Source organism: Pedosphaera parvula Ellin514 (assembly GCF_000172555.1).
Taxonomy (GTDB): domain Bacteria; phylum Verrucomicrobiota; class Verrucomicrobiia; order Limisphaerales; family Pedosphaeraceae; genus Pedosphaera.
On sequence record NZ_ABOX02000021.1, the window covers coordinates 1 to 14895 of the forward strand.

At 51.7% G+C, this 14895-nt stretch carries 16 protein-coding genes; 9 read left to right on the top strand and 7 right to left on the bottom strand.

Features of this window, described 5'->3' with window-relative positions; translation table 11 throughout:
* A partial coding sequence (locus CFLAV_RS36530) for a hypothetical protein (protein ID WP_237712409.1) occupies nt 1–197 on the bottom strand: 197 nt, incomplete at its 3' end.
* 10 nt (nt 198–207) lie between these two features.
* Between CFLAV_RS36530 and CFLAV_RS34965 the strand changes: the two genes are divergently transcribed.
* The 3 genes from CFLAV_RS34965 to CFLAV_RS32490 all read left to right on the top strand — a co-directional run bounded on the left by CFLAV_RS34965 (nt 208) and on the right by CFLAV_RS32490 (nt 5833).
* On the top strand, nt 208–498 hold the full coding sequence (locus tag CFLAV_RS34965) for a hypothetical protein (RefSeq protein ID WP_237712410.1): 291 nt from the start codon (nt 208–210) through the stop codon (nt 496–498).
* A gap of 292 nt (nt 499–790) precedes the next feature.
* Nucleotides 791–1387, top strand: a complete 597-nt coding sequence (locus CFLAV_RS16495; protein WP_007415914.1) for an RCC1 domain-containing protein — start codon at nt 791–793, stop codon at nt 1385–1387.
* Between the two features lie 6 nt (nt 1388–1393).
* Entirely contained in the window at nt 1394–5833 is a 4440-nt protein-coding gene (locus CFLAV_RS32490; RefSeq protein ID WP_272941485.1) for a PQQ-dependent sugar dehydrogenase, read from the top strand.
* A gap of 183 nt (nt 5834–6016) precedes the next feature.
* On the opposite strand, the gene CFLAV_RS16505 is transcribed toward CFLAV_RS32490, so the two are convergent.
* Nucleotides 6017–6814, bottom strand: coding sequence for a type II secretion system protein (locus CFLAV_RS16505; RefSeq protein WP_007415916.1), 798 nt, complete (start codon nt 6812–6814; stop codon nt 6017–6019).
* Nucleotides 6815–7101: 287 nt separating this feature from the next.
* Between CFLAV_RS16505 and CFLAV_RS16510 the strand changes: the two genes are divergently transcribed.
* Complete coding sequence (locus tag CFLAV_RS16510; RefSeq protein WP_040549147.1) at nt 7102–8487, top strand: tetratricopeptide repeat protein; 1386 nt, start codon at nt 7102–7104, stop codon at nt 8485–8487.
* A 37-nt stretch (nt 8488–8524) separates the two neighbouring features.
* Here the strand turns inward: CFLAV_RS16510 and CFLAV_RS16515 are convergent, their stop codons facing one another.
* A complete protein-coding gene (locus tag CFLAV_RS16515) occupies nt 8525–8809 on the bottom strand; it encodes a hypothetical protein (protein WP_007415918.1) in 285 nt (94 codons plus the stop codon).
* 6 nt (nt 8810–8815) lie between these two features.
* Here CFLAV_RS16515 and CFLAV_RS16520 point away from each other — a divergent pair, with 6 nt between their 5' ends.
* The 3 genes from CFLAV_RS16520 (at nt 8816) to CFLAV_RS37860 (ending at nt 9699) form a co-directional block, all read left to right on the top strand.
* A complete protein-coding gene (locus tag CFLAV_RS16520; RefSeq protein ID WP_007415919.1) occupies nt 8816–9112 on the top strand; it encodes a hypothetical protein in 297 nt (98 codons plus the stop codon).
* Nucleotides 9113–9179: 67 nt separating this feature from the next.
* The gene (locus CFLAV_RS16525; protein WP_007415920.1) at nt 9180–9512 is read left to right on the top strand and encodes a hypothetical protein; all 333 of its coding nucleotides are present in this window, start codon (nt 9180–9182) and stop codon (nt 9510–9512) included.
* On the top strand, nt 9502–9699 hold the full coding sequence (locus tag CFLAV_RS37860) for a helix-turn-helix domain-containing protein (protein WP_083808977.1): 198 nt from the start codon (nt 9502–9504) through the stop codon (nt 9697–9699). Before CFLAV_RS16525 ends, CFLAV_RS37860 begins: the two co-directional genes overlap by 11 nt.
* 82 nt (nt 9700–9781) lie before the next feature.
* Here CFLAV_RS37860 and CFLAV_RS16530 read toward each other — a convergent pair whose 3' ends face one another.
* The 4 genes from CFLAV_RS16530 to CFLAV_RS32495 form a co-directional block, all read right to left on the bottom strand.
* On the bottom strand, nt 9782–10054 hold the full coding sequence (locus CFLAV_RS16530; protein ID WP_007415921.1) for a hypothetical protein: 273 nt from the start codon (nt 10052–10054) through the stop codon (nt 9782–9784).
* 65 nt (nt 10055–10119) lie between these two features.
* Nucleotides 10120–10554 carry a hypothetical protein gene (locus CFLAV_RS16535; protein WP_007415922.1) on the bottom strand — a complete coding sequence of 145 codons (435 nt, stop codon included), beginning with the start codon at nt 10552–10554 and terminating at the stop codon, nt 10120–10122.
* A gap of 31 nt (nt 10555–10585) precedes the next feature.
* Complete coding sequence (locus CFLAV_RS16540) at nt 10586–11119, bottom strand: hypothetical protein (RefSeq protein ID WP_007415923.1); 534 nt, start codon at nt 11117–11119, stop codon at nt 10586–10588.
* Between the two features lie 129 nt (nt 11120–11248).
* Nucleotides 11249–13672, bottom strand: a complete 2424-nt coding sequence (locus CFLAV_RS32495) for an immunoglobulin domain-containing protein (RefSeq protein WP_160164598.1) — start codon at nt 13670–13672, stop codon at nt 11249–11251.
* Nucleotides 13673–13913: 241 nt separating this feature from the next.
* Here CFLAV_RS32495 and CFLAV_RS16550 point away from each other — a divergent pair, with 241 nt between their 5' ends.
* Together CFLAV_RS16550 and CFLAV_RS16555 are read left to right on the top strand one after the other, a co-directional pair.
* On the top strand, nt 13914–14210 hold the full coding sequence (locus CFLAV_RS16550; RefSeq protein ID WP_007415925.1) for a hypothetical protein: 297 nt from the start codon (nt 13914–13916) through the stop codon (nt 14208–14210).
* A gap of 322 nt (nt 14211–14532) precedes the next feature.
* Nucleotides 14533–14850, top strand: a complete 318-nt coding sequence (locus tag CFLAV_RS16555; RefSeq protein WP_007415926.1) for a hypothetical protein — start codon at nt 14533–14535, stop codon at nt 14848–14850.
* The last annotated feature ends 45 nt before the right edge of the window (nt 14851–14895 follow it).

Consider the following 14895-nt stretch of genomic DNA (forward strand, 5'->3'; position numbering starts at 1 on the left):
TCCGTAACATGACCCGACCTCATCCCAATAAACACTTGATTTGGCCTGCCGATCACAACATCGTCCTGGGCGAAGTCATCACAAACCACGCTATTGGTTATGCTAAATAGAATTTTTGGATCTCCAAAACCTCCGGCATCGAACACGATCGCCAACTTAAAAACGATGGCTTTCCAGTCACCCAATGGCCCAGTCACAGCTATTGTTATGGGCTTGAACATTCCCGACCCACAAAATGCCGATTCATTTGTTAAGCAGGTTGTCGAGAAGTTCAAAGTTCAGCGGATGTGCAGTTCGCCGGATACCAGCGTGTTGCTCATCACAATCGTCAGCGAAATGCCCGCGGCACTTTTTGTAGACCATTGGCGTAAACTGGCGGCCGACGACAAGATTCTGAATTTCTTTACGTCACAGATGCAGAAAGCAGACGTGGTGCGAGGCACGGCCGCAGGGCAGACTTTGGAGACAGTTTCGCTTCTCTCTGAACCGTCCTCCTGACCAGGCGCGCCGTTCCCAACCACACGGTGACTTTGAACATCACCATCCATTCTTGGAAATTTGTGTTCATTCGTGGTTAACCATTGCTTTTCTTTCTGCTTCATCCAACCAATCTCCGACCCGCTAATCAGCGCACGCGACTCACAATCTCCTTTGCGCAGCAAATGATTGCCACCCGCGTTTGAATAATCTACCTTCGTCGGCACTTGGACCTGACAATTTTCATGGGAGGGTGTGGCGATTACAGTTGGTAAAACCCCAGGGAAAACTGATCGGACGAGCTTTGAATATCATGAAACTATATCGGTTCTTCTGTGTTTTGTTCCTTGCCGCATGGGCATTGCCCTTCGTCGCGCAACCCGCCTCCGTCATAAGCTGGGGGACACTCTCTGCTACAAACGCCATCACGAACGCTGTCGCTGTTTTTACGCATGGCGCAGGAGGATCAGGAACAGCCCATGGTCTTGCCCTTCTGAACAATGGGACCGTTGCGGGGTGGGGTGCTAATCAATACGGACAGGCTACTCCCCCCGCCAATCTGACCAACGCTGTCGGAATTGCTGCTGGGCCATATTTCAGCCTTGCGGTTCGCGCGGACGGCACAGCAGTTTCCTGGGGCAGAAACCTGGGGGGAGAGTCATCGATTCCTCCCGGTTTAACCAATGTTATTGCCGTATCTGCAAGTTTTGGTCATGGCCTCGCCCTACTTGCGGATGGAACCGTACGAGGATGGGGCAGCGTGGGAGGACTTGCCAGCTTGAGCAATGCCGTCGCAATTGCCTCGGGTCAAAACCATAACCTTGCCCTGCGAAATGATGGAACCGTCGTAGCTTGGGGCTCAAATCTTTTTGGACAAACCAATGTCCCTGCCAAACTTTATCAAATGTAATTTGCCATCGCTGCTGGCAATTTGCACAACTTAGCACTGAAGAACGATGGCACGGTCGTATCCTGGGGATTCCAAACTGCCGGAACTCCTCCGGCGGCTCTCACCAATGTCATTGCCATTGCCGCTGGCCAGAACTACAGCCTGGCACTGCTCTCCAATCACACTCTGGTTGGTTGGGGGACCAATACCAGCGGTGTTCTGAATCTTCCAGCCCAGCAGACGAACATCGTTGGCATTGCAGCCGGAACCGACAGTGCCGCCGCCGTGACTCTTCAGCCGGTAATCATCACACAACCCGTCGGATTCACCCTCACAGCCAGCAAAAGCAATTCTCTCAGTGTGAAGGCATTTGGCAGTACTCCGCTCAGCTACCAGTGGCGCAAGAACGGAACGAACCTTCTCAACGCAAGCAATAGCTCTATTTCCTTCACTAATCTCCAGGCAGCGGACACCGGCAGTTATTCCGTTCTCCTGTCGAACTCGGGTGGCACTCTCCTCAGCGCTTCAGCTTCCGTCACTGTAAATCCAGTCCCGCCGACAATCGTTGCCAACATCACCAACCGTTCCGTGGTGGCTGGTGCCAATGTGACCTTCCAGGTGGCTGCCACCGGTTCGGAACCGTTCTCTTATCAATGGCTTTTTAAGGGTGTGCCAATCACCGACGCCACAAATTCCGCCCTGACTCTGATCAACGTCACCAGCGCAAATCAAGGCGCCTTTCAGGCGAAGGTAATCAATGCTTACGGCACTGCCACAAGTGCTCAGGCCACACTTACGGTCAACTATCCTCCCAGTGTGACGACTCCTCCGACCACCTGGACTCTGACCGCTGGTACCAACTGGATCTTTCAAATGGCGGCTTCTGGAAATCAGCCCCTTTTTTACCAATGGCAGTTTCAAGGCACGAACATCGCCGGTGCCACCAATGTCAGCTTGGTGTTAAGCAACATCCAGACTGGAGATGTAGGCCAATACTCAATCGTCGTGAGCAACGCGTTCGGAATGGTTACCAATCTGGTGGATACCCTGTCGGTTTCTGATTCTCCTCCTGTCATTTATCAACAGCCCGTTTCACAGTCGTTCGCGCCTGATTATCCCGTCGCGCTTCGGGTGCTTGCTTACGGCAGCGCTCCGATGTCAGTTCAATGGTGGCATAATGGTGATCCTGTTGACGGTGCTACCAACCTGACGCTGTCATTTTATTATCCCGTTGCAGGTGACGCTGGTTCCTATTATGTCACTCTCTCCAATGCCCTCGGCTTTGCCACGAGTTCAGCTGCCGTCCTTTCTGTCGGCGATCCCTATCCGGGGCAGATCGACTGGCCGTCTTTCGGCTTCACTCCCGTCGTTACCAACAGTATCCCCGCACCGACCTGTATTACTCACGCGGGTGATGGCACCGGCCGGATCTTCGTCGTGGAGCAGGGGGGATTGATCCAGATCATTCAAGCCAGCAATCTCCTGTCCCAACCGTTTCTCGACGTAACGGACCGGCTGGCCGTCGCCATTGAAAAAGGTCTCCTGGGTTTGGCATTTCCTCCGGGATTTGCCACCAACAAGCATTTCTACGTGGATTATACCAGGAAGTTGGACAGTGCCACAGTCATTTCCAGATTCACTCTTTCATCAACTAACGCCAACGTTGCGGACACGAATACTGAAGAGGTGCTCCTGGTAATTCCTCAACCTTTCGACAACCATAAAGGTGGGCAAATCGCCTTTGGCCCTGATGGTTATCTTTATATAGGCATGGGCGATGGTGGGTCTGGGTTTAGCGCGGATCCGTACAACAACGCCCAGAATCCCGCCTCTCTACTGGGCAAGTTGTTGCGTATCGATGTGGAAAGCGGAGTCTCTCCTTACGCCGTACCCGCCAGCAATCCTTTCGTCGCGAATACGAATTATGCCCCCGAAATCTGGGCCCTCGGTTTGCGAAATCCATGGAGATTCTCGTTTGATCGAGGCAGCGGTGATTTCTTTATTGGTGATGTGGGGGAAAGCAGTTGGGAGGAGATCGATTACGAACCAGCAGGTTCCTCAGGAGGAAAAAACTACGGTTGGCGGCTCATGGAAGGCCCACGCCCGTATCTCTACATAGGGAATGTAGATCCAGCTTCCCTGACTCCGCCCATTACCTCATATCCCCGCAGCGTGGGAGCATGTGTCATCGGCGGCTATGTTTTCCGTGGCTTCGGTCAACCGCGCATGTATGGCAAATATTTCCATGGTGACTTCATCTCCGGGAGGATTTCCGCCCTGCAACAGGCTGGAACCGGTTGGTTGGCTGCAGAAATCATCCGGACTCCATATGCCATCAGCACGTTTGGCGAAGATGATGATGCCAACCTCTATGTTGCGGATTACACGGGTGGCAAAATTTATAAAATCTCGGACAATTTCGCTGTGACCGCTCCGACGATTTCTCCATCCGGCGGTTCATTCACCAACGACAGATCGGTCGTGCTGACTTCTCCCACGCTCGGAACTTTGATTCATTATACTACCGATGGCCGCGACCCCACGGAATATGATCTCGCCGTCCCTTCAGGCTCAGGCATTCAGGTTGCTGCCACGATGACACTTAAAGCGCGTGCTTATCGTGACGGTTTCACTCCCAGCGGGGTCACCGCTGCGACCTTCACCTTCAAAGTGGCAACCCCGGTATTCTCGGTTGCCAGTGGTGCTATTACTAATGGAACTCCTTTGACTATCACGACACTCACCTCGAATGCCGTGATTCACTACACTCTCGATGGGACTTCGCCGAATTCTCAGTCGTTGCTCTATACTAGTCCGCTGACTTTGCCAGGTGATGCCAGAGTCATTGCTCAGGCATATCGTGATGGTTATACGGATTCCGATGGCGTCCAGGCCACCTATTCACTTGCAGTAGTTCCAACGCCAGTGATCTCACCGACGAGTGGGATGATCACGAATGGCACGCTGGTTAAACTGACTTGTGGATTTCCAGACGCTCAATTGCGTTACTCAACGAATGGAAGCAATCCGGATTTGACTTCCCCGCTCTACACAAATCCTTTCCCCATCTCTGGAAACTCCACTTTGGTCGTGAAAGCATGGTTGTCAAATTATGCCCCGAGCGCACTTGCGACCGCAACTTATTCTCTTTTGGATTACGAACCGACCGTGGTTCAAACCTATGCAGGTACTGGAGTGCCGGGATTCACGAATGGCCCCAATCTTAAAGCTCAGTTCAATGCTCCCCAGGGAATTTGTGTGGATGGTCTTGGAACTCTCTTCGTGTCTGACACCGGCAACAATGTCATCCGTAAAATTTCCACGAATGGAGTGGTAACCACCTTCGCAGGTTCTGGTGTTGCCGGAACACACGATGGTGTGGGAACCAACGCCTCATTCCTCGCGCCTACTGGCATCGCTCTGGATTCCTCCAACAATCTCTACGTTGCGGACTCGGGAAACAGCTTGATCCGAAAGGTCACGCCTGATGGACTGGTCACAACGTTGACAACCTTTTCGGATCCGTCCCAGCAAGGTCCTGCACTCTGGCAATTGGCATTGGCGACCAATGGCACCATGTATGTCAGTGCATCCTTTAACATCTTTCAAGTGAACTCCGATGGAACCTTCACTAACTTTGCTGGTCCGGGCGTTTGCTGTCCCCCGAGTTGGTCTGATCAAATGGGCCTGACGTTGGGATTGGACGGAACTCTTTTCGGTTCGATGAACACAACTGCGAGTGCTGTTTTGGGGCGCGTACTCAGATTCTCTTCCACCGGTGGTTACGAACTCTATGCTGGTGATCTCTCCGGCTACATGGATGGACCGCGCCTGCTTGCGCGATTTCAGCGCCCCAAGGCTCTGGCCACTGCCTCCGATGGAAGCATCATCGTCAGCGATTGGACCCGCATTCGAAAAATACATTCGGACGGCCGTGTGACTACGCTCGCAGGGGCGGGGGATCTCGGACTCCGCAATGGCTCCGGGCTGTTCGCCGCTTTTAACCAACTTGGTGCTGTCACCGTCGATTCAGCTGGTAACATTTATGCTGCCGATGCCGCCAATCATTCCATCCGCAAAATCTCTGTCGATATGGACCGGGACGGAATTCCCGACGTCTTGGAAGGTGGAACCACCCCTTACGTTGTTGGAATCGATGACAGCATTGTCGACTCCGATCACGACGGCATGAGCAACACATCTGAATTCTGGGCAGGAACCGACCCGCTCAATGCAAACTCATATCTCGCCATCAAGAACGTGAGCCTCCAGGTGGACGGGCACCCGGTTGTTACCTGGCAATCCACGCAAGGCAAGTCCTACATCGTAAAATATTCGGATGACATGGCGACTTGGAACACACTGACCACACCCGTTGTGGGAGATGGCACCATTCTGTCTGTTGTCGACCCCACAGCGATAACGGGCATCCAAAAGAGAATCTATCGCGTATTTCTGAATTATTGACAAGACACGGATACATAACCGGCATCACGCGTGTGACGCTTTGTCCCGCGCCTCCGAGGGTGCAATCCAAGCTAATCCAGCCACTCATCCGCTCACGCGACCGCGATTGAACTGAGATTCCATCGCTCTCCCTCCCATTCGTGAAAAATTCGTGTCCATTCGTGGTTAACCTTTGTTAGCCCATTAATTCACATTCAAATCCGTCGTATCCTGGTACCGCCGCCAGTCATTATCCTGATACGACCTCCACGTCTTGTTCGTATTCATTCCCTGCGCATGCCCATCCGCATACGTGATGTTCGCATAACCTTTCCGATGCCGCCCCAACATCCGTGCCTGCGACGCTACATCAAATGCCCACGGCTGCGGATACATCCCGCCACGCGATGCCGTGCCGTCCGATCTTCCTGCATCACCCAGCATAATGAATTGCGACGGGCGGGGCAGGGTGGCCGCGCTTACCTTCTCGTTGAATCCAAAATCCGGGTTCGCCAGGAACCATGCCTGTTGCGATGCTCCCGCCAAATTCGATTCATTATGGTTGTTGCCATAATCCGTCGTAAACCACGCACCTGCCTGCGGATCTCCCCATTGTGGACCAGTCGGACATTTGAACACGTTCGTTGACGCACTGATATAAGGAATCAACTGCTGCCGATACGAGTAAGGCGCCCGCGCATCAGCTGTGTCCGGTGTGCCCGCTGGAGCCGTTCGCTCCGTCACGTAAGCGGGAAAATGATCCTCATTATCAGACAAAAACATCATGTAAGCCAAACCAATCTGGCGCACATTATTCAAACAACCCGTCTGCTTCGCCGATTCCTTCGCCTTGGCCAACGCCGGCAACAACAGCCCAGCCAAAATCGCAATGATCGCAATCACCACCAACAACTCGATCAACGTAAACGCCGCCAGTGTGGGGACCCGTTTGGATTTTTGATTTCCTAAAACCGCATCATCACCCAAGCAATAAACTTTCATTTGGAACAACCCTTTCCTTTGCCGGACGATTCAATTCCGGCTTTAGCGGGTTCCTCCGTTGTTTCGGTCGGAATCAGCAAACGTTTTTAAACTCTCCTTGCCTCCGTTGACACGGTTGGCCCGATGATTGGATCGACGATCATCCGATCTCGCCAATAAGCGGCCTCGATCCATCCAATGAAAACAACCATAGCGAGAATCTCTAGTAAAGCAATCGAAATAATATAGATTAATGTAAATATCCTGTAACATACTTACTAGTAGAATCTTGTATTACAAGTATCCCTGTGAAACTTGCTCTCCTCTTCGCAGAAATTTCCTCGAAATTGGAACAACACCTGCTCATTCCATGCTCCATGATTAAAGGGTTATTGGCATTTCTTCTTCTGGCACCGGGGTTGGCATTCGGGGGCGATTCCGATTTCTATCGTGAAGTCCTTTCCCTGAACGAAAAGAATGCATCGGAATTCGAACGCATCTCGGATGTGGGCATGAAGGGGGACGTTTTGCGCGCCAATCAAATGATGCTCAAACTCGCTGACGATTCAAAAAATCCAGCCATGGCTTTTCTGATTGCGAATCAAATGTTCCAGGTGGATACCGCAGCCTCCTATCGGCTTCACAAAGTGGCCTTCGATGCCCATCCCGATGACAAACTCACGATTCTCGAATGGGCCATGGAACAACACCGGGCCGGAAAAAACTCCGACGCCGTTCAGCTATATCGATCCTACCTGAAGCTCGAACCGGCAGACGAGAAATGCAACGCGCTCCTGGCCGATTGCCTCGTTCGCACTGGCGAATACAGAGAGGCGGTAAAAGCCTGGCAGGCAGCCAACCATGGCGGCAACCATGTTGCCATTGACATGGCCATCTTTGAAATCTACGGCGACCTTTCTCCACTCATGCGCCGTGCCGATCTGATTTCCAAGGTCAAGGCCGGTCAGACCAATTTGATTGAGAAGCTCCTCTTTCTCGATTTGAACATGGATCACGACTGGTGGAATACCGAAGCAGATCAGGAAGCCGCGCGACAGGACATGCAGCTCGCTGAAAAAAAGCTCGGCCCCAAAGATATGCGCCTCAAGGATCTCAAATGCTACATGGATTTAAAAACCACAGAGCCAACGACTGCCCGCATCAAACAAAAATTATCCGACGCCGGTCTGATCATCGGCGACAACGGTCGCCTGCCTGCCGACAGCCAAATCGCCTCCGCGCTGATCTCCTTTGTCCTGGATCGGCACATGGAATCCAGGCAACAACTCCTCGATCGTTTCGGAAAATCCCTGCTTGAACGCGCCAAATCAAAAGCCGGCGATGTCGAAGCCTTGAACGCCCTGTCATTTCTGACCATCGGCAACTCCTCAGAGAAACTCGCTGAATACGATCAATACGGCTGGGAAAGGTACGGTGACAAACGCTTCGCCGGCAGTTATCTCGCCGGACTCCTGGCCGACAAAAAAATAAACCTGAATTCCCCCGAACTCAAAAAGGCCGTTACCCAATTTCCCGAAGACGCCGTGATCGCCAGCCTTCAACTTAAGTGCGCCGGTGAAAAAGACACCGCCGACATGATCGCCCAAGCCATCAAAGGCGAATACCGCCACCTTTCCGGCGATTCCTACACCCTGAAATCCCTCTTCGCCAACCTGGACGCCAGGCTCAAGTAATTTGACTTCCACCCGGAGCGCCGGTTTCCTAACCGGCTTACGATGAAGTTGCGCCCCTGATGCCCACTCGCGCACGCGCCCTACGACTCCATCCCTCGCGCCAGCCATCGTTCCAAAGGTTGGAGACGAGGTGACGAGACTCATTCTTCGTCTTCGCTGGAATTCCCGACTTCACCATCGGAAACACGCCGCCACCATCTATGGTAATTTCCTTCTTCTCCTCCCCGATCTTCTTGCTTAAAATAACCCCGACATGAAGCCATTGGACCACTTTGGAGAATTCATCACCCAGAACCTCCACGATCGTGCCATCGAGAGGCATTTAAGAATGCAGAAGGGCGCGTACAAAACGCCGGCCCTTCAAGAATTGCAGCGAGACATCATGTCATTGGCCGTGGAAACAAAGAAGCTCCTTCTAGAGTGCATTGCAGATTCAATTCATGCCACCACACACGACTTCTTGTTCGCGCTTCAAGAGGCACACGATAGGAAGTTAGGCATTGAGGTTACGGTCGATGGCGTCAACATTGCCGCGGAAAGCGACGGCTTACAGGGGGAACTCTTTGGTGACAATGGATGGGTTGCCAAATATAGCAAATACCCGAACGTCTTTGATGGCAGGTAGCACCACTTTAACACAGGAACTGTCAGTTGTGCTTTAATTGTCAGGCGGCATTCCTCCACAAGCAAATATGAAACTACGAACTTATTTCTCGACACCCGGCCTCGAACGCTATCCGAAACGCGAACGCCTGGCCAGATGGCAAGCCACCCACAATCTGTTGCTTCGTGAGGACGCACAGTATCGGCAGCGTCATACTTCGTTTCTTATCATCCTCATTTGTCTGTCGTGCCCATTGCTGGCCGTTTATGGCTATTACTTTGGCATCGGCTCAAGCAGCTTCGCGGTCAATTTAGCGGTCATAATTTGTTTTGGTGGCTCGATAGTTTACCTGTCATTGCGGCACTTACATTTTAAGAATCAGTGCATCGGACGTTATTTGCAATCAAACCATGCCTCCTAACAAGTCCCTGGCCTCACCAGCGTCGCACTTCCAGCACTTTCGAGAACGTGCTGGGCTTTCGCATGCTGAGGTTGCACAGCATGTGGGTGTTTCTTCTTCATGCATTTGGGACATTGAAAGCCGCCACGACGAGCTTGCGTCTGCTTATTTGCTCCGCGAGCCAATTCTTCGCGCCAGCAATCAATAACTTGGTGGAATGACGCTCCGCCGGAATTCTGACCTCGTCGGCGACTCTCCCAGCCCATTGAGCCTGTCCGCGTACGCGACCCTCAATCCAATCCCACCGCGAGGCATCGTTTGAGGCGTAGCATCCCAACGTAAGCTGGATCACTGCTCTCCCTCATAAAAGCGACTATCACCCGCCACGCACCCTCTTCAACCCGCCACAAATTCGTGAATCGCCTCCGCAAAACCACGCTCCCATCATTACTCACACGCTCGCTCCCCATGACGACGACAACATCCTGATGTCGCTGAAGCAACTCAAACTCCTGTTCGAGCAACACATGCGCAATCACCCCTTTCGTCAAAAGATCCAGCACTTGCTCCAAGTACGCCGCCCGCGATTACCATCCAACCGTCAGGCACGTTTACTCTCGTAACAGGATCACTTTCGAGATGCTTCTACCATCTGTTCCAGTTCGCGTAACTCCTCCAAATAGAATTGCATTTTTTCTGTTTCAGCAAGAGCTCGAATAAACCGCAGTAAAGCCGCTCGCTCCGCCGGAGTGAGTGAGCCGAGAAGCGACTTGCTTCTCTCAGGCTCCAGTTCGATCGCTACATCAGAAACGACGTGCTCATACTTTGCAATTGTGCCCAAATAATCCGGCAAAAGAAACACCCGCGCCTCGTCAGTAAGCATTGCGAAATAGGGAATCGCACTTTGGAAAAGCAGAGCACGATCTTCACCAGCCTCTATGTCACGGACGAAATCCTCAGCATCCAACCGGTCTACAGGATGCAAATGATCGCGCACCCATCTTTCCGGTTTCATGCGTCCCTTGAATGCAGAGCGCAGTGATTGTAGTTCTTCTTCGAGCATTTTACGCGTCGTAGGTGAGTAAAAATACGAATCACGCCCCCTTTTTCGCCACCGAAGGCCCAATCTCCAACTCAATCAAAAACAGCGATTCCGGAATGGGCGCGCACATCGCTCCGTAACGTGTCTGAAAGCTCCCATCATCAAAACTCAACCGATGATTGGTACTGGCCTTGCTCAATTCTTCCTGAATTTTCGCCAACTCCTTGCGCCGCTCTGAAACAATGTTCTCAAATCCATTTTCAGAGGGAGGCATAAATGAATTGATGGAAATCCTGATGACAACCAGCTTTCCCTCGCGGAATCCGTAACGCAGGATGCGATTACTATGATCCTGCTTATACTTCACCGAAACCGCATTGGTCATCCATGCTACATTGGTTGCGGTTTTCAAAAAATCCGTAGACTGGGGAGCGCCCACATAACCCCACTTACTGTTGTTTGGCTCGGCCGACCCGAATGGAATTGAGGCAAGGTCGATGCCAAGTGATTGTTTCGCAAAAGATGCAATGGCTTCTCCGCCAAAACTTGCCCTGGTCAAAAGGCAAATTGAAAACAACCATGACATTGTTTTAATCCTCATCTTTCCAGTTTGGCGCAAGCCTGCAAGATTGGCAATGCGATACGCATCATCAAAGTGGCCGATGAAAGACCATTGAGTAAAATCAAGAAAAAGTTCTTTTCAATCTGATGCCGCTCACTGCTGCACCGCCCGATAGAACCTCAGCCCCGAATTCGTCGCTGCTGAATCGATGTACTGCACCGTCCCACTCGTCGGCGAGTTCGTGCAGACCGGCTGCCAATTTAGAAGATTTGTGGAACTGTAAATGATCACGGGACCCGTGGCTCCGGTAACTTGAAGTTTAAATCCGTCGGATGTCAGTTGCAGATACTGCGGTCCCGTCCGGAACAGCAAAGGCGAGGGCAGGGGAAGTACTGTCAGAGCGGCATTGCTGCTCGTCACCGAGCCATACATGTTGCTCACCACCACGCTATATGAGCCCTGGTTTCCCACCGCCACATTCGGAATGCTCAGAGAAGGATTCGTTGCCCCGGCAATATTGGTTCCATTCAATTGCCATTGATAGGAAAGCGGTCCCAGACCAGTCACACCGGTGCTTAGCGTCACGTCCGCTCCGCCGGCTGCTGAGACATTTAATGGCTGTCGAGTAATGGAAGGTGAACCGTCATTAACGAGAGCTAAGCAGTGTTGTAAACCACTGGCAATGGCTGTCGCGTTGGTGAGAACAACTGGAATATTTGTTTGACCGAAATAATTGTATTTCCAAACGACCACCGAGCCAGTTGCTTGAAGTACCATGCTGTGTGATTCACCGCCTGCAATTGCAACGGCATTCAAGATCCCTGGCGGTACGTTGGTCTGCTCGAGTTGATTATCTCCCCAAATTACCACTGTTCCATCACTCTGGATCGCGAGACTGTGATTCTCCCCGCCGGCGATGGCCACTACGTTGCTCAGTTGAGGAGGAACGTTTGTCTGGCTAAATTGATTATACCCCCATGCTACCACAGTTCCATCACTTTTAAGAGCCAGACTGTGAAGGCCGCCTCCAGCAATGGCCACTACATTGCTCAATCCGGAGGGAATATTCGTTTGGCCAAATTGATTGTACCCCCACGCTATCACTGTCCCATCCTTTTTAAGAGCAAGGCTATGTTCGAAACCTGCGGCTATTTGAGTGACGTTGCTCAATCCAATCGGCGTATTGGTTTGCCCATACTGGTTCCAACCCCAGCAGCACACGCTGCCATCACGGCGGAGCGCCATGCTGTGATATTCTCCGCCACATATTGCGACGGCGTTTGTCAGGCTTGAAGGGACGTTAATCTGTCCTTCCAAGTTTCTACCCCAACCAATCACACTTCCGTCGCCCGTAAGTGCGAGATTATGATAACCTCCTGCGGCGATGGCTGTCACATTCGTCAGTTGGACTGGAATATTTGTCTGACCGAAACCGTTATATCCCCACGCAAGCACGGCTGTAGCCCCAACCGTCAGTGTGGCGTTGGAAGAGTAAACCGATCCATAGCTGTTGCTAATTATCAGTTGATACGTGCCGGCATTTCCCATTTGCAAATTTGCGAGGCTCAAAACTGGATTCGTCGCTCCCAGGATATTTATCCCGTTAAACAACCATTGATAAAATAGCGGTTCTGATCCTTGCACAAGAACTTGAAAACTCGCTTTTCCCCGGCTCGCCATGGCCTGGCTTACTGGCTGTGCTGTGATTACTGGTGCTGAATTATTTATGGTTAGGACCACATTTGAACTGTTCGTCTTTCCGTATGCATTCGTGACGACTAGGGCGTAATTACCTGCATCGGATGCTTGCACATTTGTCAGACAGAAACTGGAGTTGGTTGCGCCAGTAATACCGGCCCCATTGAATTGCCATTGGTAGATAAGCGGCGGAGTGCCAATCGCCTCGGCAGCGAAGTTTGCCGTTGCACCTGCGGATAAGGTTTGATTGGTTGGCGAAGTAGTGAAGGTCGGCAGAGTGATTCCGGGCGTGAAAGCCACCTGGTCAAGAGTGCCGGAGTCCTGACCCGTCGAAAGGCCGGCATTTATATATTTCCAAAGCAGCGTCTGGGAACCGGCTCCAAGATAAATGGTTTTCTGCTGCCAGCCCGAACTTCCGAAAAAACTCGCCTGTTGTATGCCGTTAACATAAAAGACATAAGCATTGAAAAAGCTTTCGGAGGCATTCCACCAAAAACTCAAAGTCCCTGGCCCTGTTACCGTCGTTTGAAGGGTAGATTGTTGATTAGTGCTGATCGGCCCGCTGCTGGCCGCCGCCACTCCGTCGTAACTGTTTGTTCCTTGAGCGAACCACGTCGCGTCGCCACCCGTTGTCCAAACCAGATTGGTGGTATCCAAAGCTTCTGCAAAATTGCTGCCATCAATTAGCAATTGATAAGAAATAGGAAGATGTCCAGCCACTCCCAAACTCAACGAGGCCGGTGCCCCTACTGAAGCAACTCGGTTGGTTGGCTCCTTCGCGATGATTGCGCCGGAATCAAGGCCACTTAAAATGGATTCGGAACTGGTCGTTGCGCCTACGGAGTTGGTAACTCCCCAGCAAACAACTGTCATTGCCATCGAAATTTTTAAACACCGAAGAACCACCATTATGTTGCCACCAGCAGGCCAAAATTTTCTCATATTTTTACTCATGGTGAATTCTCTCCCCATGGTGCAAATTATGCAGCACAATTTAAGCCATAGCTGTTTTTTGCAAATTTGTAACTCACGTGCTTCCGGTAGAACTAATTCTGTACAAAATTAGGAGACGATCTCTCTCTTGACGCCGCGATCACGACTGTGGCAGTCTTCCGCGGTCATGCATTATCTCACACGTGTATCTGTGCTATTTTTCCTCGCCGTTGCTCTGTTCTCCTCCGGTTGTGCCAGCTCTTCCAAGTTGGATGTGCCGATGGATTACAAAACCGTAACAGTCCACCAAAATTTTTATGGTGTGGTGGCCAACGATGAAATCAAATCACTCGTTAATCAGGGCTGGGTGGTTTACCGGGTCCAAGGCCGACGCTTCTCCCCGGAAAACTTTAATTATTACTGGTCCCTCCGTCGGCCAAAGTTCGTGAACCAGGCGAATGCCGGGCCCGCCATAACCCAATAGTCGCTCCCTCGTTCACGCACAAAACTTAAAATTGTCACTCACAAGCTGTTTAGATTCCGGTTTGACATCTTTTGAAAACAGTCGCAATTTTGACCTTATAACTCAACCCTTGGAATAGCTACCATGCGTGTGGCTGGCCACTGCTCCGACTGGTATTTCCTCCTCTCCGGCTGTTGCGGCTGATGGCACGATCTATACTGCCGCGTACAATGACACTTCGCTGTATGCCATCACGCCTGATCAAACCAACAAATGAGTCTTCGATGCTCAAGGAAAGTTATTCGCTTCACCCACCATCGCCCCGAACGGGACAATCTATTTGGTGGCAGGACAGAAGCTCTTTGCCATTTATGAAACGAACGGGCCGGCCACCAGCGTCTCTTCGATGTTCCGGCGCGATCGTAAACACAATGCCCGAGCCACGCAAATGGCCTTCAACAGCTCCAAACAACTGCCCGATGGAACGGCCCGGATGAACCTGCGTCTTGAGCCGGGAGCGAGTTACCGGGTGCAGGCCTCAACCGATCTCGTGCAGCGGCTTGATCTCACAAACTTTGTAAGCTCCAGTCTCTCCATCCAGTTTACCGATACCTCTGCCACCAATTACAGCCAACGCTTCTATCGTCTTGCGTCCCCGTAATCAGTCGGCTCAGGGAGATTTTTAGGCGAGCCACGGACGCCTTGA

Excerpts from the sequence above, each read along its gene's own strand:
- CFLAV_RS37860 (WP_083808977.1), top strand. The coding sequence starts at position 9,502 with ATGCCTCCTAACAAGTCCCTGGCCTCACCAGCGTCGCACTTCCAGCAC.
- CFLAV_RS16515 (WP_007415918.1), bottom strand. The coding sequence starts at position 8,809 with ATGCCTCTCGATGGCACGATCGTGGAGGTTCTGGGTGATGAATTCTCC.
- CFLAV_RS16540 (WP_007415923.1), bottom strand. The coding sequence starts at position 11,119 with ATGTCATGGTTGTTTTCAATTTGCCTTTTGACCAGGGCAAGTTTTGGC.
- CFLAV_RS16525 (WP_007415920.1), top strand. The coding sequence starts at position 9,180 with ATGAAACTACGAACTTATTTCTCGACACCCGGCCTCGAACGCTATCCG.
- CFLAV_RS16550 (WP_007415925.1), top strand. The coding sequence starts at position 13,914 with ATGCATTATCTCACACGTGTATCTGTGCTATTTTTCCTCGCCGTTGCT.
- CFLAV_RS16505 (WP_007415916.1), bottom strand. The coding sequence starts at position 6,814 with ATGAAAGTTTATTGCTTGGGTGATGATGCGGTTTTAGGAAATCAAAAA.
- CFLAV_RS34965 (WP_237712410.1), top strand. The coding sequence starts at position 208 with ATGGGCTTGAACATTCCCGACCCACAAAATGCCGATTCATTTGTTAAG.
- CFLAV_RS16535 (WP_007415922.1), bottom strand. The coding sequence starts at position 10,554 with ATGCTCGAAGAAGAACTACAATCACTGCGCTCTGCATTCAAGGGACGC.
- CFLAV_RS16520 (WP_007415919.1), top strand. The coding sequence starts at position 8,816 with ATGCAGAAGGGCGCGTACAAAACGCCGGCCCTTCAAGAATTGCAGCGA.
- CFLAV_RS32495 (WP_160164598.1), bottom strand. The coding sequence starts at position 13,672 with ATGGCAATGACAGTTGTTTGCTGGGGAGTTACCAACTCCGTAGGCGCA.
- CFLAV_RS16495 (WP_007415914.1), top strand. The coding sequence starts at position 791 with ATGAAACTATATCGGTTCTTCTGTGTTTTGTTCCTTGCCGCATGGGCA.